Origin of the sequence: Primorskyibacter flagellatus (assembly GCF_900176485.1) — a bacterium.
Taxonomy (GTDB): domain Bacteria; phylum Pseudomonadota; class Alphaproteobacteria; order Rhodobacterales; family Rhodobacteraceae; genus Primorskyibacter; species Primorskyibacter flagellatus.
This window is the reverse complement of sequence record NZ_FWYD01000019.1, coordinates 31120-51416: the sequence shown is the minus strand read 5'-3', so window position 1 is coordinate 51416 and position 20297 is coordinate 31120. Positions and strand designations below refer to the sequence as shown.

Annotated in this window: 22 protein-coding genes and 1 pseudogene; 6 read left to right on the top strand and 17 right to left on the bottom strand. The window is 59.4% G+C overall.

Going from position 1 to position 20297, the window contains the following annotated elements; genetic code table 11:
* Positions 1 to 52 precede the first annotated feature (52 nt).
* The 5 genes from B8991_RS16860 to B8991_RS16840 all read right to left on the bottom strand — a co-directional run bounded on the left by B8991_RS16860 (position 53) and on the right by B8991_RS16840 (position 3541).
* The gene (locus B8991_RS16860) at positions 53 to 484 is read right to left on the bottom strand and encodes a hypothetical protein (protein WP_084354109.1); all 432 of its coding nucleotides are present in this window, start codon (positions 482 to 484) and stop codon (positions 53 to 55) included.
* Positions 481 to 801: a hypothetical protein gene (locus tag B8991_RS16855; RefSeq protein WP_084354108.1), complete on the bottom strand. Its 321-nt coding sequence runs from the start codon at positions 799 to 801 to the stop codon at positions 481 to 483. Before B8991_RS16855 ends, B8991_RS16860 begins: the two co-directional genes overlap by 4 nt.
* 52 nt (positions 802 to 853) lie before the next feature.
* Positions 854 to 2677, bottom strand: a complete 1824-nt coding sequence (locus B8991_RS16850; protein WP_084354107.1) for a ParB/RepB/Spo0J family partition protein — start codon at positions 2675 to 2677, stop codon at positions 854 to 856.
* A 76-nt stretch (positions 2678 to 2753) separates the two neighbouring features.
* Positions 2754 to 3137, bottom strand: coding sequence for a DUF3768 domain-containing protein (locus tag B8991_RS16845; RefSeq protein ID WP_084354106.1), 384 nt, complete (start codon positions 3135 to 3137; stop codon positions 2754 to 2756).
* Positions 3134 to 3541, bottom strand: a complete 408-nt coding sequence (locus B8991_RS16840) for a hypothetical protein (RefSeq protein ID WP_084354105.1) — start codon at positions 3539 to 3541, stop codon at positions 3134 to 3136. Before B8991_RS16840 ends, B8991_RS16845 begins: the two co-directional genes overlap by 4 nt.
* A gap of 803 nt (positions 3542 to 4344) precedes the next feature.
* Here B8991_RS16840 and B8991_RS16835 point away from each other — a divergent pair.
* A complete protein-coding gene (locus B8991_RS16835; RefSeq protein ID WP_084354104.1) occupies positions 4345 to 4614 on the top strand; it encodes a hypothetical protein in 270 nt (89 codons plus the stop codon).
* Between the two features lie 266 nt (positions 4615 to 4880).
* On the opposite strand, the gene B8991_RS16830 is transcribed toward B8991_RS16835, so the two are convergent.
* The 3 genes from B8991_RS16830 to B8991_RS16820 all read right to left on the bottom strand — a co-directional run bounded on the left by B8991_RS16830 (position 4881) and on the right by B8991_RS16820 (position 7075).
* Positions 4881 to 5168, bottom strand: a complete 288-nt coding sequence (locus B8991_RS16830) for a hypothetical protein (protein WP_084354103.1) — start codon at positions 5166 to 5168, stop codon at positions 4881 to 4883.
* Entirely contained in the window at positions 5165 to 6061 is an 897-nt protein-coding gene (locus B8991_RS16825; protein WP_143514644.1) for a hypothetical protein, read from the bottom strand. Before B8991_RS16825 ends, B8991_RS16830 begins: the two co-directional genes overlap by 4 nt.
* A gap of 312 nt (positions 6062 to 6373) precedes the next feature.
* Positions 6374 to 7075, bottom strand: a complete 702-nt coding sequence (locus tag B8991_RS16820; RefSeq protein ID WP_084354101.1) for a hypothetical protein — start codon at positions 7073 to 7075, stop codon at positions 6374 to 6376.
* 181 nt (positions 7076 to 7256) lie between these two features.
* Here B8991_RS16820 and B8991_RS22010 point away from each other — a divergent pair.
* A pseudogene (locus tag B8991_RS22010) lies at positions 7257 to 7622 on the top strand (IS5 family transposase); the annotation flags it as partial.
* Positions 7623 to 7660: 38 nt separating this feature from the next.
* The gene (locus tag B8991_RS21560) at positions 7661 to 8068 is read left to right on the top strand and encodes a transposase (protein ID WP_084354099.1); all 408 of its coding nucleotides are present in this window, start codon (positions 7661 to 7663) and stop codon (positions 8066 to 8068) included.
* 222 nt (positions 8069 to 8290) lie between these two features.
* Here B8991_RS21560 and B8991_RS16805 read toward each other — a convergent pair whose 3' ends face one another.
* Both B8991_RS16805 and B8991_RS16800 read right to left on the bottom strand, forming a co-directional pair.
* The gene (locus B8991_RS16805) at positions 8291 to 8770 is read right to left on the bottom strand and encodes an SRPBCC family protein (protein WP_084354098.1); all 480 of its coding nucleotides are present in this window, start codon (positions 8768 to 8770) and stop codon (positions 8291 to 8293) included.
* Positions 8771 to 9129: 359 nt separating this feature from the next.
* Entirely contained in the window at positions 9130 to 10170 is a 1041-nt protein-coding gene (locus B8991_RS16800; protein ID WP_084354097.1) for an IS110 family RNA-guided transposase, read from the bottom strand.
* A gap of 323 nt (positions 10171 to 10493) precedes the next feature.
* Between B8991_RS16800 and B8991_RS16795 the strand changes: the two genes are divergently transcribed.
* Positions 10494 to 10730, top strand: coding sequence for a transposase (locus B8991_RS16795; RefSeq protein ID WP_084354096.1), 237 nt, complete (start codon positions 10494 to 10496; stop codon positions 10728 to 10730).
* Between the two features lie 128 nt (positions 10731 to 10858).
* Here the strand turns inward: B8991_RS16795 and fghA are convergent, their stop codons facing one another.
* The 7 genes from fghA to B8991_RS16760 all read right to left on the bottom strand — a co-directional run bounded on the left by fghA (position 10859) and on the right by B8991_RS16760 (position 18146).
* On the bottom strand, positions 10859 to 11695 hold the full coding sequence (gene fghA / locus B8991_RS16790; RefSeq protein WP_084354095.1) for an S-formylglutathione hydrolase: 837 nt from the start codon (positions 11693 to 11695) through the stop codon (positions 10859 to 10861).
* A 3-nt stretch (positions 11696 to 11698) separates the two neighbouring features.
* Positions 11699 to 12811 carry an S-(hydroxymethyl)glutathione dehydrogenase/class III alcohol dehydrogenase gene (locus B8991_RS16785; protein WP_084354135.1) on the bottom strand — a complete coding sequence of 371 codons (1113 nt, stop codon included), beginning with the start codon at positions 12809 to 12811 and terminating at the stop codon, positions 11699 to 11701.
* 75 nt (positions 12812 to 12886) lie between these two features.
* Positions 12887 to 13660, bottom strand: a complete 774-nt coding sequence (locus B8991_RS16780) for a DUF5020 family protein (protein WP_084354094.1) — start codon at positions 13658 to 13660, stop codon at positions 12887 to 12889.
* 317 nt (positions 13661 to 13977) lie between these two features.
* Positions 13978 to 14646 (bottom strand): glutathione S-transferase family protein, encoded by a 669-nt coding sequence (locus B8991_RS16775; RefSeq protein ID WP_084354093.1) that lies wholly within the window; start codon positions 14644 to 14646, stop codon positions 13978 to 13980.
* A gap of 9 nt (positions 14647 to 14655) precedes the next feature.
* Positions 14656 to 16380: a Rieske 2Fe-2S domain-containing protein gene (locus B8991_RS16770; RefSeq protein WP_084354092.1), complete on the bottom strand. Its 1725-nt coding sequence runs from the start codon at positions 16378 to 16380 to the stop codon at positions 14656 to 14658.
* A 27-nt stretch (positions 16381 to 16407) separates the two neighbouring features.
* Positions 16408 to 17295 (bottom strand): aromatic ring-hydroxylating oxygenase subunit alpha, encoded by an 888-nt coding sequence (locus B8991_RS16765; protein ID WP_084354134.1) that lies wholly within the window; start codon positions 17293 to 17295, stop codon positions 16408 to 16410.
* A 14-nt stretch (positions 17296 to 17309) separates the two neighbouring features.
* A complete protein-coding gene (locus B8991_RS16760; protein ID WP_218673240.1) occupies positions 17310 to 18146 on the bottom strand; it encodes an aromatic ring-hydroxylating oxygenase subunit alpha in 837 nt (278 codons plus the stop codon).
* A 162-nt stretch (positions 18147 to 18308) separates the two neighbouring features.
* Between B8991_RS16760 and B8991_RS16755 the strand changes: the two genes are divergently transcribed.
* Both B8991_RS16755 and B8991_RS16750 read left to right on the top strand, forming a co-directional pair.
* Positions 18309 to 19082 carry a GntR family transcriptional regulator gene (locus tag B8991_RS16755; RefSeq protein WP_218673239.1) on the top strand — a complete coding sequence of 258 codons (774 nt, stop codon included), beginning with the start codon at positions 18309 to 18311 and terminating at the stop codon, positions 19080 to 19082.
* A 102-nt stretch (positions 19083 to 19184) separates the two neighbouring features.
* Positions 19185 to 20279 carry a BMP family ABC transporter substrate-binding protein gene (locus tag B8991_RS16750; protein WP_084354089.1) on the top strand — a complete coding sequence of 365 codons (1095 nt, stop codon included), beginning with the start codon at positions 19185 to 19187 and terminating at the stop codon, positions 20277 to 20279.
* Positions 20280 to 20297: the final 18 nt, after the last annotated feature.

Below are 20297 nucleotides of genomic sequence, written 5' to 3'. Positions count from 1 at the left end.
CATAGTAGCAGACCAGCGCATGTCTTACCAGTTTGGACCGGCCAAAATTCCGTCAAACGCACGGCGCGAGCGTGATGCGGCATCCATGCTGATCTGTCGGCACAAGAGCGAAAGGCAGGGCATCGAGCGTGATCCGCCCGGTGCTGTAGCTGTGTAGAAAGTCCAGAAGATAGACCGGATCGGCGGGGTAAGGCGCGCAATCCCATGCGCGGCGCAGCACTGCCCTTTCGTTTGCGGACAGGGCGGCGAGGCGGGCGCGGGCTTCAAGCCATTTGCGGGCGCGGCGGCTGCGATCTCGGGCCTCTTGGGTTGTCCATTGATCGGCACGGGCGCGCATCACATCATCCTCGGACGGTTGCGCCTCGGCCACCAGGTCAGCCAGAAGGGGCAGAGCCTCGCGTTCAAGGCGCTGCTTTCGGCGCAGCGCGGCACGCTTGCGGGACGTGTCGGTGAACGGGTGGCGGGGCCAGCGTTTGTGTCTCATGGCGCATCATCCAACTGCGCGGCGTGGGCATCGAGCCGCCCCATCAAAGCTGCGATGAGGTCGCGCAAGGATGCTCGGTCGGCCAGATGCAGGGCGGCGCGTTCGCCAGCCGTCAAAGCACTGGTCGCCGGTGCTGGCGCGGCGGCCGGCATATCGGCGGCAAGGCCAAGCCCGGCCAGCTCGCCTGTCAGCGGGCGCAACATCGCAACAATCTCGTGATCCTCGGCGCGGTTCGCCTGTGCGGATTTCAGGATCAGGTGCAAGCTGTCGACCATCTTGATCACGCGGCCTTTGTTTGTCTCGTTCTGGAATGCCATGTCTCAACCTCCTGCGAAGTAGGGGCAGGGCGCGAACGCCCCGCCTGCGATTTCATTCCATGCCTTCGGGCAACCAAGCGTCGATCCGCGCGGCCTGCTCGTCGGTGATGCCAAGGGCGCTGCGCATGGACGCATCGCCAAACAGGCTTTCCAGCTTCTCGGCCTTCTCGCCTTTTTTCAGCTTGGCAAAGGTGGTGGCGGTGGGGTGATCTTCGGCAAGGTCCAGAAGATCGCACCACAGATCGTTGAGATAGGGGCCACCCACGCGCTTGAAAAAGTTCTCGGCGGTGGGCGTCCAGACCTCGCGGATGCTCGGCTTGGTTTCCTTGTCCACCAATGCGGCCAGCTTCTCGTCGCCGCCCCGGTATTGCGCGGCAAGGAACCGGGTCAACTCGCCGCGCACATGCTCGGCTCCCTTCTTGCGGAAAGCCCGGAACGACGCGGCAAGGTCTTTGGTCTGCCACATATCGCGCGGCGGGTTGCTGGTCAGCCTTTCGTCCAAGCCGTAGCCTTCGGCCTCGGTGGTGGGCCAGTTCGGAACATCCGTAAGCGACACGCCAAGCGGGTTGTTCCAACGCAGATCGTGGCTCAACTGATAGGCCAGAAGGTCGAGCAACAGATCAGGATTACGCAAAACCGCGTGTTGCCGCGCGCCCTTGGCGATGCGGGACAGATCGTCGGCCAGTTTGGCGGAGATAGGCGATTTCGGCGCGGCCTCGGTCTTGTGGGCCGATGTTCTCAGAAATCCGGCCTCAATCGCGGCGGGCCTATCTTCGCGGGTAATAAGCCCCTCGATGGTCTGCACGCTGCCGCTCTGATCGACATGGATCACAACGCCGGAAACGGCCTTCTGCTCGTCGCTGAACGCGCCTGCCAGAATGTTTTCCAGAGCGGCAAACTCGGCTTGGCCTGCCTCGTCCAGAACATCCGCCTCCATCATTTCGGCCAGTTCGTCATACCGTTCGGCCTCGGCTTCGGTCAGGTCGCCTTCCTCGGCATAGATGCGGTCCAGCTTGCGATCTTCAATGAAGTTCCAGCCGATATAGGTAATGTCCGACGCCTCGGCCCATTTCCAGCCTACGGCGGTCAGGGCCTGGGCCTCGGCGTCCAGCTTGGCCGCGAACAACTCGTCCAGAAGGGCCACATCGTCCAGAAAGGTCTGCTCGGCAAACAGGTCACTGATCATGCGACCGCCTGCGGCCTCGTAAGCGTCCAGCCCGACAAAGACAGCGCGGCGGTCGGTCTGCCGCACGGCGTTGGGTTTGAGCATGTCCTTGATGCGGTGTTCGCTGTAGTTCTGACCGCGCACCTGTTCCAGCACGGCCAGCGTGTTCGCCTCGTCCTCGCTGATGGTGAAGGCGGCGGCATTGGAGAGGCTGATGTCTCCGGCTTTCAGCGCGTCCAGCACGGGCGCGGGAAGGCTTGCCAGTTTGAGCCTGCGGTAAACATGCGGCTCGGTCACGCCGTAGGCCACGGCGATTGCGGGCACGGTGACGCCGCGCCGCTCCATCGCGCCAAAGTCGCGGATTTCATCTGCCGGGTGCAGGGCTTCGCGTTGCGCGTTCTCGCTGGTGGCCCAAAACGCGGCGGTATCAAAATCGGGGGCCATGCGGACGGTCACGGTCTGAAACCGGGGATCGTCCTGCAACAAGGCAAGCGCGCGAAACCGCCGGCCACCTGCCACGATGCCAACCTTGCCTGTCTCGTCGCGCAAGCCTGCGGGGTTCTGGATCAAGCCAAGCTGGCGGATGTTCTCGGCAAGGGCTTCGATCGCGTCCTCGCTCACGATGCTGCGCGGGTTCATGTCGTGCAGATAGAGGTCTGCAAAGGGGATTTGCTCGTCGGTGGCGGCAATGATTTTGCTTTGGTCTGTCATGGGTCTGTTCCTTGGTCTGTGGTGAAGGGGTGGGGTGCCGCACCTTGTCCGGTGCGGCGGGTCCGCTTGTGCGGCGCTAGTATTCGTGGCGTTGCAGAATGGTCAGAACGCGGCGGGTTTCAGAGGTATCCGCCGGGGCCTCGCTGCCGTATTTGTAAGCGCGGTCGTAGAGGTCGATCTTCCAGAACAGCTTGACGGTTTCGCCTGCGCATTCGATTTCAAACGCGCCAAAGCTGTGATCGCCGTAAGGGTCATTGTCCTCGGTGAAGGTGTCGAATGCCTGCACGGCCCGCATGATCTGAACCTGTGCGCCTGCGGACAGGCAGGCCACGCTTTGGGTCACGACGATCTTGCCGGGGATGGTAAAGTCAGCGCCCCAGGTCTTGCGGAATTGATCGTTCTGCTTGGCAATCACCTGCGCTTCGGCCTCGGCCTCTGTCAGTTCAACAGCGTCGGTCATGCTGCCTCTCCCGTGTGCAAAGTGACGTTTTCCACGCGGCCTTCGTGGAACAGGCGCGATGCCTTGCGAAACGACGCGGCATAGTCGTTCTGAGGCGGGGTGAGCATGTTGAGAATGGCAATGGGGCAACGCTCGTTGTTCGGACCCATCGTTTCGTCAACGAATTTCCAGCCGACTTCGCTGTCGGTGCGGTGCTGCAATACGGTCATGCAGATCACGTCGCGGCGGTCGTTCTCGACAACCTCGACAGCGGCATAGGTGACAAAGCCGTAGCCATGCCCGATCACATGCCTGTCGGTCGAGAAGGCCAGCACCTTGATACCAGCGCGTTCAACTTCCTTGAGCGCATACCGTGCCGCTTCGGCGTCGGTTCTCACGTGATGATAGGCGGTCGTGTAACCCATTGGGCAACTCCTTCGTGGTGGTGCCACGTTTCCGGTCTTTGCCGAAAATCGGGGCGGGGTTTCTGGCGAGGAAGCGCGAAGCGCGCCCCTCTCCTGAAAGCCTGCCTCCCGGCGAGGGCAGGGGGGGAACCGCTGCAACTCTGAAATCAAAGCCAAAGGGGAGGGGGATCACCCGGCCTGCACGAAGCCGCAGGCGCAGGAAGGTCGGGGAAACCCCTTTGGGTGCAGGTTTTCAGGGTTGCGGTGGGGGACCGGCGGTCCCCTTACGGACGCGCGGAACGCGCGGCCCAGGATGCAGGGGCGTTCGGAGCGTGCGACGAAACCCCCTGCTTATGTGATCTGCGCTGGCGCGGATCTCCGATCCAGCATTCGTCAGAGCTTTCCAGCCCGCCCCGGACAAGGGGACGGGGCAGGGTCTTGCAGGCGACGAGCTGGACGCGCCAACATAAAGCGAAGGATGGCGAGGCGACTTGTGGGAAGGTCTGACGCCGCCCCATGCGACCGGCACCCGAAAGGGCCGCTCACAAGGCCGCAGCCGACCATGAGAAAAAGCCCGCGCCCTGGCTCGGATGAGACAGGGCGCGGGCTATTGGATCAGGGAGGATGGGGCTGAAGGGTGCGGGGCGAAAGCCGAATGCCGGCTGTAGCCTAGAGCGCGGTGACATGATCGAGGATCATGGCAGGGGCCACGGCCCAACTCTATGTTTTGGTACAATTCTCAATCGGATGTTGTATTATCAGCCTTGCAGGTTCGCGCGCCTTCCCGCGCCGCCTGAACTCAAATCCAGCAGAGGCGCAGATCAATGACAGCAAAGGCTTTTCAGCATCGCGGCGAGCAATACGAGACAGTATTCAAGCCCGGAACCTACGGCGATTACTTTGAAACGACAGATAGCGCGGGCAAGCACATCGAAAGCGTCTTGGCGGAGGCGGAGGGCGACATAGATGGCGCGATCACCGCGCTCAGGCGCCGGTTGGACGAAGGGAAAATCAGTTATCTGCGCGAAGCTCTGCGCGTGACAGCAGCGGCATATAAAGAAACTCAGACGCTCAACAAGGATGAGGGAAGATGAAAGACAATGTTATCTCACTCGATCAATGGCGCGACCTGTCAGATCTGGTCGGCGGTGACTTGTTTCGTGATCCCTTTAAACTGGAAGCAATGCGGTTGGTTCATCGGCAGTGCGGATCGGATGTGACTTGGGACAGATTTTGCTATCTGGTGCACACAGAAATCAGAGGTGAGCTGGCCGTCGCGCCCACGGGGAAGGGTAAAGGTTTGCCGAGCGGATCAATACCATTCCAAACTCCCAGATAGACGCTTTATGGCACGCCGGGCTCACTGGTCAGTGGTCCAATTTCTGCTATCGCCCAAGAAGCGTTCGTATCTCTGTGCGGTGATCTGCATTTCCTCGAAGATGCGCGTTCGTTCGGCATCGAGGCAGGCGGTGTATCGGGAAGCATCGCGAAAATACTGATTGAACTCGTCTTTGAACTCTTCGCGGTATTCCTGCGCCAGCTCCGGCGTGGTCAGCTCCGGTGCTATCGGCGGATTGCACCATTCGGCGGTGGCGGCGCCTGGGCCGAAGGCGGCGATCGCCGCGACGATGACGGGAAAAGCCTTCACGGGTTGATTGTCCCGTCTTTGACCGCCTGTCCGTGGACGGCCCGTTTCGCCGCAAAAACGCTTGCGCCGTAGGTCTTCCGGATCTCAGAAACGCGCCGGTCATAGGCGTCATTCCCGATCGCTTTTCGCAGGTTGTGCTCGTGGAAATCCTTGTTGGCGTGGGGCGCGGGCTGCGCCATGAGGATCAGCGGATCGGGACAGGCCGGGGCAGGGGCCTCCGCTTTTCGTTGCGGTTTCTCTGCCGCCTGAAACTTCGGTTTCGCCTTGCGGACAAAGGCGATCAGCCAAGACAGCGGCGCGTAAGCATGGCGGTTCCGGGTGTTGAGCATGTGGAAACCGGCCCACAAGAACTGCGTGTCCATGCTTTCGGCTTCTGTGCCTTTCTTCGCCGTCTCGATCACGGTTGCGAACGGCGTCTGGTAAACCGACCCAGCCCCTTCTGAAATCTGAATTGTCGAAGGCGTATGATTATTACTTTTTGTTCTACTATAAGGAGAAGGCGGAACTGTGGTTCCGGTTACTCGTTTTTCCGCAGGAATCTCGGCCTGTTCCGAGGCCACGGATTCCGCGGCTTCTGACGCGTTATCCTCGGGGTCATAGACCTTGGTGAAGGCGAACAGATGGCGGGCGTGATGCCGACGTTGGATGGTCAGGCCGAAAAGGCGCGTCAGCTCGTCCAGGGCGTGCCGGACCGCGCGGTCACTGAGATCCGTCATGGCCTGCAATTCTTTCATGGTGAAGGCGGCAAAGCCTTTCGGCGCGCCGCGAAACACTCCGTCATAGCTGATGTAGCCGGCCAGGGTATTGGCGATGCGCAGCGCCGCCCCTGTCATGGGGGTGCGCGCGAAAAGGCGCATGAAATCCCCGCTATGGGGGATGGTTGATGTGGTCACTGGTCTTGTCCTCGCTTGTTAAAGCGAGACGGTGACGGGCAAATTTTTCTTGTTCGCACAGGTGCGGTTTTTTCTTGCTCGTCATGTAGGGAGAGGTTAGAACAAGACCTGAGAAGTTATGGTCGATCCCGGGACGGCAATCCCTCGGCTCTTAAAACCCCCCCCCGCAGGTTTCCGCCTCGCGGGGGTTTTCATTTGTTCTGTGCTGACTGCTCCGATCTTTTTGATTCTGGATTATCGGTTAGAAACTTTCATACAGCTTGTTGATGCGTGTCGCAATTATAGTTGTCGGCCAAAACCTGCGCACAAGGGCTAGTAGTTGACCTGCTCCTTGTCATAATTGCCCTGATAATCGCGCCATTCGACCAGGACGCCCCGCAGGTTTCGGGGGCAGCGACGGTCGCGGCCCTCAAATGCGGCCGGAACTACTTCGGAATCGCGCCACGAAAACCGGCCTTGGCTGTCATAGGTCCCGATGCGTATGTCTTTGTAGGAGTGGCATTCCTCGCCCCACTCTCTGACGCGTACCTGGCTCACCCGGATCGAGCGGATGAAATCGAACGCGGGGCCGGACACGTCAATGTCGGCAGATTGAACGGGATGAACCATGGTGCTGTCCGAAAACGGCAGGTTGTCCGTCTCGCGGTAGACGGCGGGTTGAGGTTTCAACGTGAAGCCCTCTGGCGCGGGCGCAGGAAAGGATTGCTGCGGCACGCTTTCGTCCATGAGAATTTCGTAGATGCGGTCGGCTGTGAGGGTGGAGGGATCTACCTCGAACGACGCGCCCATCGGACAACGCCAGATTTGCAGCGGAGGCTCGATCGGAAAGGGCGTGATCCGGCGGATGAATGTGGCGCGGGCCGCAGAGCATTCGGGCGAGCTGGGCCAGCCACCGGCGAGGCAAAGCAGGATCGCGCAGTCAATGGGATATGCTTCGGCTGGCGCAGGGGCGGCAATCGTAGCGGAGACTGAGATGGCTGCGGTGAGCGCAGTCGATCTTAAAAAGGTCAGCATAGTTTTCCCTCGTCACATGACTCTATAGTAACGATATTAACTCTATAGAGTTATGTAGCGCAAAAACCAACGCTTTGGCAACGCAAGAACTGTGGTCCTTTGCAGGACGGGGCGAAATGACACTGCAAGCCGCGTGAGCTATGAGGCTGTGTGAGAAGTGGCCATTTTGGCATCGAAGCGTATGCTCTTCTCCAGAAATGGGAGGGAGATCATGGCGCGCGTTGGCTATCCTACAGACCTTACCGATGAACAATGGGCGCTGATTGCGCCGCATCTGCCGCTTCCCCGTCCTGGCGGCAGACCTCGGCGAACGGATTTGCGGGCCGTGGTCGATGGGATCCTTTATCTGCTGCGCACAGGATGCCAGTGGCGTCTTCTTCCGCTCGATTTCCCGCCTTGGGGTACGGTCTGGTCATATTTCCGGCAGTGGCGGATCGATGGTGTATGGGGCCGTTTGCATCGGGCGCTCTACCGTGCCGCCCGGAAAAAATCGGGCCGGCGCCCTGATCCCACAGTTGTCATCATGGACAGTCAATCGGTGAAGACGACAGAAAAGGGGGCGTTCGTGGCTTTGATGGGCATAAGATGGTCAAGGGGCGAAAGCGACAGATGCTCGTTGATACACAGGGCTTTCTTATTGCCTGCCGCGTCGAGCCTGCGGGCATGTCGGATCGTCGGGCAGCCCGTTTCCTGGCTGGCGGGTTATCCCCGCTATGGCCGACAGTCCATACTGTGATCGCAGACGCTGGCTACGAGAGCAAAGGGCTGTCACAAGACCTGAAGGATCGAAACGGATGGAAGCTGACGATCGTCAAACGCAAGGAGCAAGCGTTTAAGATCGCCGGACTTAACTGGATCGTTGAACGCAGTTTCGCCTGGCTTGGCCGGCACCGTCGACTGTCAAAGGATTACGAATATCGGGTACAGACGTCCGAGACGCTCATCACGATTGCCGCATGCGCCCAGATGGTCCGCCGGATCGCACCGCGTTGACTTCTCACACAGCCTCTCAGTTGTGGAGCTTGTCTACTGGAACAGGCGTGAGGCTGCGTGGGTGTTACCGCAGTTGACGGGATAGACAAAAACGGTGGTTTTTGCCGATGACAGAAAGGGTTGAGTTTTGGCGCATCCTGCGCTGCGGAGAAGGTCTGGAGTGAGCCCTTTTTGCAGTTCACTGCACATAGCGCGAAGGGGCGCAGTCCATCTTGGTTCACTTCACGGCGATTCTGAATCGGACAACTCAGTCTCAGACCGTTTCGTCCGCATGTCCGCAAGAATTTGAACGCGCGGTTCATGCCGCTTGCGATACAGAAACCGTGCCCAGAGGGCGAAGGCCCATGACATCCAGCCCGCGTCGATTTCAATGACGTCGCGCAGCCTGGACCCTGACTGCTGTGGTTCCACGGTCAGAGTGTGACGCCACGATTTGACGCCTGCGCCCTTTTCAGACGACCGCAAAATCATTGCTTCGTCGTCGCATTCCAGGACTTCCATGAAATACGGCTGAGGCGGTAACTTCCCGAAAAGCGACACCTGCACGGTAATTTTCTGGCCTTGGTATACGCGACCGCTCGGCAACCCTTCGAAGCTGACAACCCCATCCATGATGTCCTTGAGTGCATCGAGGTCCGTTGCCACCGCCCAGACCTCCTTCGCCGGTGAGGCGTATTCGTGTTCGAGGATGACGGTCTTCACAGTCGCTCCTGTGGTTCAAAAAGCTATCCCTGCTTGATTGACCTAAACCGGACATCTGCGCAACCGCAGCGAAAGCCATCTCTGTCCCGCACACCGGACACAAACCCAGTGACAGAACCTGCACGCCAAAAACGGTTCTCTGATTGCGGCCTTGTCAAGCGGGTGAGCGGTTTGTCCGTCCGGGGTCATGGTTCTCTCCGAGGTCGCGGATGCGCCTCATGATGGTGTTCGGTGGTGGATCGTCTCCAATGTCGTTTGCGGGGTGAGCAGGCGAGCCTGCATCCCAACCGTTTTTACGAGATCGATCAACCTCCGTCCCGTCGGGACTTCGCTTCCCGCCTTCGGGGCGGGAACTCAGATCAGGCAGTGGCCTCCTTTGTCCATTGATAGTCGGTTTCGTTCTTCCACAGCGTCAGCATCAGCACGGCGATCTTGCGCGCGGTGGCGACCGCCGCCTTGCGGAATCCGCGCCGTCCGGCCAGTCGGACAGACCAACTCTTGAGCGGCGAGAAGCGTTTGACCTGGCGGATCAGGCAGGAAGCGGCCTCGAACAGCAGACCGCGCATGGCGCCATCACCGCATTTCGACACGCGCCCGGACCAGTCGATTTCACCGGATTGATGGCGTTTCGGCGTGAGCCCGAGGAAAGCACCGACATCGGATGCTCGGCTAAAACGGTTAGGGTCATCGATCAGGGCGATGAAGCTTAGCGCGTTGACCGGGCCGACGCCGGGGATCGTCATCAGGCGGCGCGCGACAGGATGGGCTTCGGCCCTCCCTTTCACGACTTTGTCCAAGTCATCTGCTGCTTGGCACAGCGTTGCATGTGCGGCGATAAACCCATCAGAAATTGCGCGCAGAACCGTATCACTCTCCCCAGCTGCCGCGAGCTGATCCCGGAACGCCTGCCTCTGCCGCCCCTGGCCGATGCCGGTCATGCGGATGCCGAAGGTCTTCAGGACGCCGCGGATGTGCCCTTCGAGGTCTTTTCGCAGTCGGATCAACCGTTCCCGCGCTCCGACCAGACAGCGCAGTCGATCGGCGTCTTCGCTTCGGATGTGCACCGGAGTGAACCAGCCGGTCCGTGCGAGCTGCGCCAGTCCTTCCGCGTCCGCAGCGTCTGACTTGTTCAGTCGCGCCGAGAGGCTTTTGTGCGCCTTGCGCGCATCGATGCAGGTTGCCGGCAACCCCAGCCGAGCCATCCCTCGCTGCAACCAGATCGAGAGCATGCCGCTCTCATGTGCGATGCGTCGAGGTTCGAGATCGCGGTTGCGAAACCAGCCTGCGACGCCTTCGGGGTCGGCAGGACAGGCCCCGCGCGCTACGATCGCTCCATCCTCATCCACGACACAGATCGAAATCTCTTTCAGCGACACGTCCAAACCGGCATAGTGTTCCATAGGTCGTTCTCCTCACGGCTTTTTTCCATGAGGCCAACATACCGGACCTCGTTCGCCTCCGGAGAGCGACCGCCGCAATCACACCATGTCGTTATTGCCGATGACAGAAAGGGTTGAGTTTTGGCGCATCCTGCGCTGCGGAGAAGGTCTGGAGTGAGCCCATACTGTGAATCTGGTTTTCATGCTGCGCGCGCTCGCAGCGCGCCGATCCGCTGCACTGCCGAATTTCTCTCGCTGCATGGCCGAGGAGAATGCAGCCATGAACTTCGTTCCGGTTCCCGGACACCGGGGTAAAGTACCCCTGTCCAAGAAAGGAGCATGGAATGGGACAATCGAGACGAACGTTCACAGATGAATTCAAAGCCGCAGCTGTTGGTCGGCTTTATAAGCCTGGTGCCACACAAACCGGCGTGGCCAGGGAGCTGGGTGTGACGAGCGAGCAGTTGCAGTATTTTGCGGCAGCAGCGAGATCGTGCGAGAAAGACCGGCTCCTTCCTGCCATTCACCTTATACGCCAGCCGGTTCGCCCACCATCAGACAGCGAGCCACGCGCCTTCTGAGGACGGCGCTCTGGAAGCGATGGGCCGGTTATCATGTCCGCTGCAGCACTGAAACGCGGAAGAATTGCCCTGGCGTTTTGAACCAGCAGCCTGATGCGTGGACGCGGAAGGCTTCAGGCGGTGTCAACTCACGCAGCAGGCCCTCGTAGCCTGTCTGCATGCCAGTTAACGTGCTCTTCGGCAAAGCTGGCGACAAAGTAATAGCTGTGATTGTAGCCGCTATGCGCCCTGTAGGAGAGCGGCACTGAAACGTCTTTCGCAGCTTCCACAAGTTCCTGCGGGCGCAGCAGATCGAGAAACTGATCCTCGCCGCCCTGGTCAACGAGGATATCCTGCTGCCAGCCTTTGCTGCGAAGCAGTCGGCTGGCGTCATAGTCCCGCCACATGGTTTCATCCGTGCCGATGTATGCCGCCAATTGCTTGCGCCCCCAATCCGACTTGGTGGGGTTGGTAATCGGAGCAAAGGCCGAAACTGAGCGGAATTGCTCGGGGTTTTGAATGGCCAGGGTCAGCGCGCCATGACCGCCCATGGAATGGCCTGTGATCCCCTGCTTCTCAGTGACCGGAAACGCGCCGCACACCAGCGCATAAAGCTCCCGGGTAACATAGTCGTACATGCGGAAATGCGGTGCCCACGGTCTTTGGGTCGCGTTTACATAAAAGCCCGCACCCTGCCCCAGATCATAGGCTTCGTCATCGGCCACGTCTTCGCCGCGCGGCGACGTATCCGGAAAGACCAGCGCCAAGCCGCGTTTGGCGGCATATTGCTGCAATCCCGCCTTGGACATGGCGTTTTCATGGGTGCAGGTCAGGCCGGAGAGATACCACAGGACCGGAACCGATGTGGTTTCCGCTTGCGGCGGCAGGTAGATACCAAAGGTCATGTCGCAGCCACAGGCATCTGAGCGATGCCTGTAGACTGCATTTTTGCCGCCGAAACATGTGGTGTTTTCGATCAGCTCCATCGATCAGAATTCCACCACTGCACGGATGCTTTCACCCTTGTGCATCAGCTCGAAGCCTTCGTTGATCTGGTCCAAAGTCAGCTTGTGGGTGATCATCGGGTCGATCTCGATCTTGCCGTCCATGTACCAATCAACGATCTTTGGCACGTCAGTGCGGCCGGCTGCGCCGCCGAACGCTGTACCACGCCAGCTGCGGCCAGTGACCAGCTGGAACGGGCGGGTGGAGATCTCGGCCCCGGCCGGCGCCACACCGATGATGATCGATTCACCCCAGCCCTTGTGCGCCGCTTCCAACGCGGTGCGCATCACGTTCACATTGCCGGTGGCGTCAAAGGTATAGTCGGCGCCGCCGCCGGTCAGCTCGACCAGATGCGCCACCAGATCGCCCTCGATTTCGGCCGGGTTCACGAAATCGGTCATGCCAAAATGCGTGGCCATTTCAACCTTTCCCGGGTTCAGGTCAACACCGACGATCTGGTCGGCACCGGCCATCCGCAGGCCCTGGATCACGTTGAGGCCGATACCGCCGAGGCCGAAAACCACCGCGCGGGAGCCGATTTCCACCTTGGCGGTGTTGATCACAGCACCAATGCCTGTGGTGACGCCGCAGCCGATGTAGCAGACCTTGTCGAACGGCGCGTCCTCACGGATCTTTGCCAGCGCGATCTCCGGTACCACGGTGTGGTTGGCAAAGGTCGAGCAGCCCATGTAGTGGTGGATCGGGGTGCCGTCCAGCATCGAAAACCGGGTGGTGCCGTCCGGCAGCAGGCCGGCGCCTTGCGTCGAGCGGATCGATTGACACAGGTTTGTTTTGGGGTTGAGGCAGTACTCGCACTCGCGGCACTCTGGCGTGTAAAGCGGAATGACGTGGTCGCCCGGCTTCAGGCTGGTCACGCCTTCGCCGACCTCGACCACAACGCCTGCGCCCTCATGGCCCAGGATCGCCGGAAAGATGCCTTCTGGGTCGTCGCCGGAGCGGGTGAATTCGTCGGTGTGGCACAGGCCAGTTGCCTTGATTTCCACCAGAACCTCGCCCGCCATCGGGCCTTCCAGGTTCACTTCCATGATTTCCAGCGGTTTGCCGGGGGCAACCGCAACGGCCGCACGGGTCTTGATCATCAGTTTTCTCCAGTTGTGAAGGGATCAGCCCGCATGAGCATTGCAGGCTGCTTTTTTGCAGTTTTTTGTGTTCTAGAACTTCAGGGCAACAAACGCTGAGATGGAGTTATCATCTACGCCGGTGACGCCGAACTTGTTGCGGAAGTAGGTGTATTCCAGACCAATGGATGCTCCACCTTCCTGGCCCACATCCCAAACCAGCTGGGGTGAAGCAACAATTTGATCGTCCACACCAGATCCTTGGTCGCCAATGAAGTCAGTGAAGCCGCGAAAGCTCATGTTTGCATTGCCCAGAGTGAATGGTGCGTTCCAAACGAGTGTTGCCTGATAGGTCATATCCAAGTCTCGATTGAACGGGTCGACGAGATTGTCATAGGCGTAGAGGCCGAATGTGAAGACATTGAAGCCCGGCACATTGAAGTCCGCTCGCACCCCCGGAGCGGCAACCAAAAAGTCGGTACCATGGAACAACCCAAAATCAAGGCCGACATCCTTGACAAAGCCATCTTCCCTGAAGTTGATGCCGAAGTTGCCCCCATTCAGGTGAGCGTAAATCTCAGCGTAATGATCAACTTCGCGGCCTGTTCCTTCATGGTCTTGAAAAAGATCAACAAAATAGAACAGGTCACCCCAGTTAAATAGCGTGAACTGCTCCACGGTCAGTGTCGTTCGGCTGGTTGTGTCGAATCCATTTGCCCCCAGGTGGTAGCCGTCTCCGTAGTGAAGCTGAACTTCGCCAGTTGAAAACAGTATCTCCGCGCCGGCAGCCGCCGGCATTGCAACTCCGGCAAGCCCCGAAAAAGCCGCCACCGAAAGCGCTTTCAGACCCTCATTCCTTGATTTCATTTTCTTCTCCCTGTGAGTGGTTGGTGAGGCCCGTGTTGAAGAGGACGGGCACGTTCTCTCCTTAAGCCAAGGCTTTTTCAGGTCTTCCGGCCTGTCACATTGGATGGAATTGGAGATTCCTGGCGGGGAGCTAGTTCCACCACCGGCTGTTGGATTGTTTGAATTGCGCCAAATGAGGTAAACTCAGGTTTGCCAGAGAAAAGCCCTCTATGCCCATGCGCTTTGGAAAGGCGGGCGCCCGATGGGAGGTAGCAAGCAATCACCGGGCGCCCAGGATAGCCGGACAGGATGGGCCGGCTAGGGGAGAGGGTTAGCGCTCAGGCAACTGCTTTTGAGCTGTCTTTCGCGGCTGGCCCTGCAGGGAAGACGCCCGACATCACGGTAAAGCCCGGGATGCGCTTGAAACGGTCACTCCAGCGGCGGATTGCCGGGTAATCGATGCGTGGAATGCCGCCTTCCTCGGAAAGCATGATGTAAGGGAAGCAGGCAATGTCAGCGATGGTGGGGTGGTCGCCAGGGCAGATCCAGTCCTGACCCGCCTCTTCCGCAAAGAAGAGATGTTCATCCAGCACCCGGAACAACCGGTGTGCTCCAGCCCTCGCGGCCTCGACGTCGATGTGGTTGTAGAACAGCGCGTCATGCAAGCGGGCTGCCGAGGCCGTTCCGGTGATCCCGTCAGCAAAAGCCAGCCATTGCGAGATCTGCCCCAGCATCTCCGGATTGTCCCGAGGGTACCATTTGCACGACGGGTCATATTTCGAGGCCAGGTAGACCAGGATCGCCTGGGCATCGCGCAGCACAAGGCCGTTGTCGTCGATGACCGGCAGTTGCCCGAGAGGGTTAATCTGGCGGAATTCCGGGGATTTGTGCTGGTTGCCCGGATAGAAGTCGATCAGCTCTGATTTGTACTCGACCCCCAGGAATGAGAGCAGAAGGCGCAGCTTGTAGCAATTGCCGGAGAGTTCGTAGTCGTAGAGTTTCAGCATGCTGGCACCTCAGATATCCAGGATGAGACGGTCGGACGCTGCGCGCGACACGCAGGTCATGATGGATTTGCCTTCGGCTTTCTCAGCGTTGCTCAGGTAAACATCCTGATGGATCACTTCACCCTCGATCACGCCGCAACGGCAGGTGCCGCAGGCGCCCTGCTCGCAGGAGCTCGGCATGTCGATGCCGTGTTCACGCAGCACCTCCAGAATTGTCTTGCCTGCGGGCACCTGCAAGGTCAGCGCCGAGCGGGCAAGATCGACCTCGAATGCGGTGCTGTCATCCACCTCGGCGGTATTGGCAAAATACTCGAAATGCACGGCTTCATCCGTCCAGCCCTGACTTGCCGCGATCCCGCGGGTCGCCTCCAGCATCGGGCCGGGGCCGCAGATATAGACGTGGCGGGCGAAACCAGGCTCCGCTAGAACCTCCTTCAGTTTGGCACCGGTTGCCTCTGGGCTCAGACCTTTATGAATGGTCAGAGCGCGTTCGAATTCGCCGATCTGCTGTTTGAAGGCCACGTGGTCGTCCGACTGCACGAAGTAGTGGAATTCGAAGCTCAGGCCCTGGGCATTCAGCGCCCGTGCCATGGCGATCATCGGGGTAACGCCAATGCCGCCGGCGATGAACACGGTGTGCTCGGCATCGCGGCGCAGCGGGAAGTTGTTGCGCGGTGCGGAGATCGCCAGCACATCGCCTTCCTGCAGGCTGTCATGCACCGCCGCCGAACCGCCGCGGCCGTCCCCTTCGCGCTTGACGCCGATGGTGTAGTGATCGGTCTCGCCCGGCCCGTTGGTGATCGAGTACTGCCGCACCAGACCGTTGGGCAGATGCACGTCGATGTGCGCGCCGGGCTGGAAGGTCGGCAACTGGCCCTTGATCGGTTCCAGGCGCAGGCTGACGATGCCCTCGGCGGTCATTTCTTTCTTGACCAGTTGCACCCGCAGTTCGGCCTTGCGTCCGTCGGTGCCGAGCGCCGGGATGTCGACCAGGTCTTCGGAGACCTTGGCTATGACCGGCTCATATGGAGCAGGGGCCTCCTGTTTGGCGGCCAGCACCTCGACACGGTCACGCAGTTCCTGCATCAGCCAGCTATGGGTCTGCAGCAGCTCGGCCCGCCCAGCACCGGCAGGCGCCTGGTTGACCAGGCCGCGCATCACCGAGTGGTTGCTGTCCATCGGCTGCACAAAGATGCGGACGGCGGTGCCGTCGCCGGCGGTCACAGTGACCGAGCCGTCATCGTTGGCCGCGCCCTTGCAGCTGTCGTCCCAGCCGTAGCCCAGCAGCGCTTCGGCAACCATATTCATCGGCGCAAAGACCGGCACCGCCCGCAGCACGGTTGCGCTGTCAAAGCCATCCAGCGAAAGCAGATCGCCAGAGGCTTCTTCGCCGGACCAGACCAGCCCGTGGGATTCGATTGCCGGGTAGGTGTTGTTGCAGATGGTGCGGGCCGGCGCATCCGCCGGGTGCGCCGGAATGTAAGTGCAGCCGGCGGTGCGGTTGGCATAACGCCAGCCGTGGTACTGGCACTTCAGCTCGGTGCCGTTGTTAATACCAATCGAAAGCCGCACGCCGCGGTGCAGACAACGGTTCTCCCAGACATTGACGTGGCCGTCGTCGGCGCGCCAGACGGCGAATTCCCTCCCCAGAAGCTGCGCTTGGTATACATGGCGTTTCGGCAGATCCGAGCTTGAGGCGATCGGATACCAGTTGCTGTGCAGGTCGGACATCATTTTAGATTTCCCTGTTGGTTTTCTTGGTCACGCAGCCGGGGGGATCACGCCATAGGTGATCCCTTTCCCGGACAGCCACCTGCGGTAGGCGATTGCGGATTTATCCGCGCGAATGGGCGTTTCTGCCCTTGGGTCCAGCGGCAGGCGCTTGGGGTACTGGTTTTCCAGGATTGGCTTATCCTGGCCAAAGATGGTCTGCTGAAACAGCCGGATATCCGTGTCGTTGTTGGCGTCGTCCAGCAAAGAGAGAAGCATATGCACCCTAACCTGTTCCTGGTTGAACGGCTGGATGAAGATCGCAATCACGTCTTTTCGGCTCTCATCCAAGGGGCTGGATTTGTAGAGCACCGAGCAGAACGGGTGCGGCACCCGGTAGATGTAGTCCACGTCGGCACCGCCGCTGGAGGCCGCAGCCGCCATCGGCTGCCAGAACTTGCAGTTCGACGCGATGATTTCGTCACGCTCTTCCGATACTTCGACGAAATACTCTTTCACCTCGGTATGCGGCTCTGCGCCGAGGATGTCGGTGTGGACAAAGGGAAAGTGTCCCATATCCAGGAAATTCTCGACCAGCCGCGGAGCCGAAACATTCACGCCAAATGTTGCAGCATGAATGTTGCGGCGGTCTGCTTCAGCATACTCTGGAATTGGGAATATATCGCTATTTGGCGAGCCCAGCGTTGTCCAGACATAGCCGTAGCGCTCCTGTACCGGCAAAGTGTTCTGCTCCGGAACACCGCCCGGCACACCTTCATGTGCCCAGACGACCACTTCTCCCGCAGCGTTTCGCGCATAGGCGATCTGCTGCTCCAGCAGGATTGTTTGCTGTGCTCCCGGCTCTTCTAATTCCGCGATCGGTGCAATCGTGTACCAAAGGTTCAAAGCCACTTGGTCTTCGCATTTCGGTTTGGACACGGATTTTCCTCCTGTCATGCTTCGGTTGCCGGGATGGCGCCATAACTCACAGAGTGATCTCGCAGCCAACGGCGGTACAGGATCGCAACCTTGTCTGCCCGGATCGGTGTTTCGGCGCGCGGGTCCAGCGGCAGCCGCCGCGGAATCTGGTTTTCCAGGATTGGTTTGTCCTGGGCAAAGATCAGCTGCATGAACCAGCGGATATCGGGTTCCTTCATGCCTTCCTTTATGTAGCAGAGCATGTTGTGAACCACGCATTCCTCCGGCCCGACTGGCTGGATGAACAGGACGATGTAGTCCTTGCGGTCCGGGTAAAGCGGGTTGGTCTTGTAGAGCGCCACGATGTAGGGGCGGTAGACCCTGTACTTGTACTCGACCTCGATCCCGCCTTCGGCAGTGGGGGATGCCACCGGCTGATGAAAGTAGCACTCTGTCGCGATGATCTCGTTATCTTCAGTCAGCTCCACTTCATAGGGAGCAACCTCGGTATGCGGCTCTTCACCCAACCAGCCGTTGTGGACAAAGGGAAAGTGCCCCATGTCCAGGAAATTCTCGACCACCCGCAAACCCGACACTTTAACTGGGAATGAGCCGCCGCTGATGATGTAACGGTCGTCTTCGAATGCTTCGGGTATGTGAATGGTCTCTCGTTCCGGAGATCCAAGGCTGGTCCACACAAACCCGTATTTGATCTGACAAGGCAGTTGCTGCTTCCCGTCAGCAAGCGTTACGGCCACTTGACCGTCCCGACCTGCGGTAACGGCAACTTCAACACCCAATAGGTATGTCTTGCAGGAACCGGCCTGCAGAAGCTGATCGAGATCGGCAACGACGTGCCAGTCGTCGATCAATATCCTGTCGTTGCATGTCATTACGCAGCTCCCTGATTATTCGTCTTGCGGTGGCTTGCCAGTAACGGTAGTCAAAAAGGTGCAGATTGCATATCAATTTTAACAGAACAGACTTTCAATAATATCCTGATAGTCTTTCAATCATGAAAAGATTATAAATCAATGTATGTCCAGCGCAGGCGGCGCTGGACGTGTCGACACACAGGCTTTTGCCAACAGAGATATGATCAGGAAGGTCGTGCCATCGCCATGGGGAACCGTTCAGATGAGATATCCAAGATTGTCACTCGGGCAATCATTCACAAACAACTGCTGCCCGGCTGCAAGCTGAGCGAGCAGACATTGGCGGACATTTTCAGCGTCAGCCGCGCCGTCGTGCGGCAAGCGCTGATCCGCCTCAGCGAAGACGGGCTGGTCACAATGGAGCGCAATCGCGGAGCGTTCGTGTCCAAGCCAACCTACAGAGAGGCTGTAGAGATATACGATGCGCTCACCATACTTGAGCAGGGCGTCGCAGCTCAGCTTTCCGGCAGGCTGGGTGCGCAGGGCTGGGCTGAACTGCGCCACCACGTGGAACTGCAGCATAAAGCGGTCGAGGAAAAAAACGACCAGTTGTCCGATCAGCTGGGATCAGGGTTTCATGAAGTTCTGGTCCGTTTGTCGCGCAACACAGTCATACAGCAGATGCATGCTCAGCTTATCCGCCGGACTGCCCTGCTGCGCTCACTGGTCAGTTCCCGCTTCGACTATTGCGGCTTGCTGCACGACCACGGGGTGCTGATTGACCTGCTGGAGCAAGGCAAGATCGCCGAAGCCCAGGAGCTGATCGCAGTCCACCATCATAACGTGGTCAAGGGGTATCTCATGGATGATGAGCCCCAGCCGGAAATCGACACACGGGAGGCACTCTCCCGCTACGTGTCCCAAGAAGCATAGGCCTGAGACGGCTCCAACAAACGAAAAACCAAAACTGGAACGTCTCACAACAGAAAGGCCGCTTGCGAAATTTAAGTCATCAACCTCAACAGGGAGAAAACGATGAAACGCGCAACAAGAAGAGACATTCTGAAGTATGGAGCGTCAGCTGGCCTCGCCGCCGGCCTGGCCGGGCTGCCGGCAATCAGCCGGGCGAGCGAAACGCTGAAAGTTGGGGCCGTCTACGTCTCACCTGTATCTGACATCGGGTGGACCAAGCAGCACAGCCTAGGGGTAGAGGCGATCAAGGCCGAGTTCGGTGAAAATGTTGAGATCACCGTCATCGACAATATTTTCCGGCCGCAGGATGCGGAACGGGTGTTCCGTGAACTTGCGGGTTCGGGCAACGATCTGATTTTCGGCACCAGCTTTTCGCATGGCACGCCGATGCAAAAGGTGGCTCCCCGCTTCCCCGAGACAGTCTTTGAACACTGCTCGGGCATCAAGCACCTCAAGAACCTGGGCACGTTTGAAGCCAAGTATTTTGAGGGCACTTACGTTGCAGGCGTCGCCGCTGGTCACGTCAGCAAATCAGCGAAGATCGGCTTTATCGGCGGTTTCCCGATCCCGGATATCGTCGGCCCGGCCAACGCGCTGCTGCGCGGCGCTCAAAGCGTCAACCCGGACATCACCTGCAACGTCATCTTCCTGAACTCCTGGTTCGACCCCGGCAAGGAAAAGGAAGCTGCCAAGACGCTGATTGCGCAGGGGTGCGATGTGATTTGTTCGATGACGGATACCGCCACCGGTGTTCAGGTGGCCGGGGAAAGCGGCGCCTGGTCCGTCGGCTATGCGAGCGACATGGCCGCATTCGGCCACGGCAAGCACCTGACAGCCTTCACACTGAATTGGGCGCCAGTCTATGTGCAGGCGGCCAAGGATGTAGCCAACGGCACTTGGAACTCAACCGAGCGCTGGCTGGGCCTGGCAGACGACGTGGTGCAAATGTCACCCTACAACGCCGACCTCCCGGCAGAAGCCATTGAAGCTGCAGAGAACGCGCGCGCCGAAATCGCTTCCGGGGGGCTGCACCCCTTTGCAGGCGAACTGAGGGATCAAGGCGGAGCAATGCGGGTAGAGGCGGGGCAAGTCCTGCCGGTGGCCGGCATCCGTGGCATCAACTGGTTTGTCGAGGGGATGATCGGCAGGCTGGGCTGACCGCTTCCCGATACCCCC

Excerpts from the sequence above, each read along its gene's own strand:
- B8991_RS16820 (WP_084354101.1), bottom strand. The coding sequence starts at position 7,075 with ATGCTGACCTTTTTAAGATCGACTGCGCTCACCGCAGCCATCTCAGTC.
- B8991_RS16755 (WP_218673239.1), top strand. The coding sequence starts at position 18,309 with ATGTATGTCCAGCGCAGGCGGCGCTGGACGTGTCGACACACAGGCTTT.
- B8991_RS16840 (WP_084354105.1), bottom strand. The coding sequence starts at position 3,541 with ATGGGTTACACGACCGCCTATCATCACGTGAGAACCGACGCCGAAGCG.
- B8991_RS21560 (WP_084354099.1), top strand. The coding sequence starts at position 7,661 with ATGGTCAAGGGGCGAAAGCGACAGATGCTCGTTGATACACAGGGCTTT.
- B8991_RS16860 (WP_084354109.1), bottom strand. The coding sequence starts at position 484 with ATGAGACACAAACGCTGGCCCCGCCACCCGTTCACCGACACGTCCCGC.
- B8991_RS16835 (WP_084354104.1), top strand. The coding sequence starts at position 4,345 with ATGACAGCAAAGGCTTTTCAGCATCGCGGCGAGCAATACGAGACAGTA.
- B8991_RS16850 (WP_084354107.1), bottom strand. The coding sequence starts at position 2,677 with ATGACAGACCAAAGCAAAATCATTGCCGCCACCGACGAGCAAATCCCC.
- B8991_RS16845 (WP_084354106.1), bottom strand. The coding sequence starts at position 3,137 with ATGACCGACGCTGTTGAACTGACAGAGGCCGAGGCCGAAGCGCAGGTG.
- B8991_RS16800 (WP_084354097.1), bottom strand. The coding sequence starts at position 10,170 with ATGGAACACTATGCCGGTTTGGACGTGTCGCTGAAAGAGATTTCGATC.
- B8991_RS16770 (WP_084354092.1), bottom strand. The coding sequence starts at position 16,380 with ATGATGTCCGACCTGCACAGCAACTGGTATCCGATCGCCTCAAGCTCG.
- B8991_RS16775 (WP_084354093.1), bottom strand. The coding sequence starts at position 14,646 with ATGCTGAAACTCTACGACTACGAACTCTCCGGCAATTGCTACAAGCTG.
- B8991_RS16795 (WP_084354096.1), top strand. The coding sequence starts at position 10,494 with ATGGGACAATCGAGACGAACGTTCACAGATGAATTCAAAGCCGCAGCT.
- fghA (WP_084354095.1), bottom strand. The coding sequence starts at position 11,695 with ATGGAGCTGATCGAAAACACCACATGTTTCGGCGGCAAAAATGCAGTC.
- B8991_RS16750 (WP_084354089.1), top strand. The coding sequence starts at position 19,185 with ATGAAACGCGCAACAAGAAGAGACATTCTGAAGTATGGAGCGTCAGCT.
- B8991_RS16855 (WP_084354108.1), bottom strand. The coding sequence starts at position 801 with ATGGCATTCCAGAACGAGACAAACAAAGGCCGCGTGATCAAGATGGTC.
- B8991_RS16780 (WP_084354094.1), bottom strand. The coding sequence starts at position 13,660 with ATGAAATCAAGGAATGAGGGTCTGAAAGCGCTTTCGGTGGCGGCTTTT.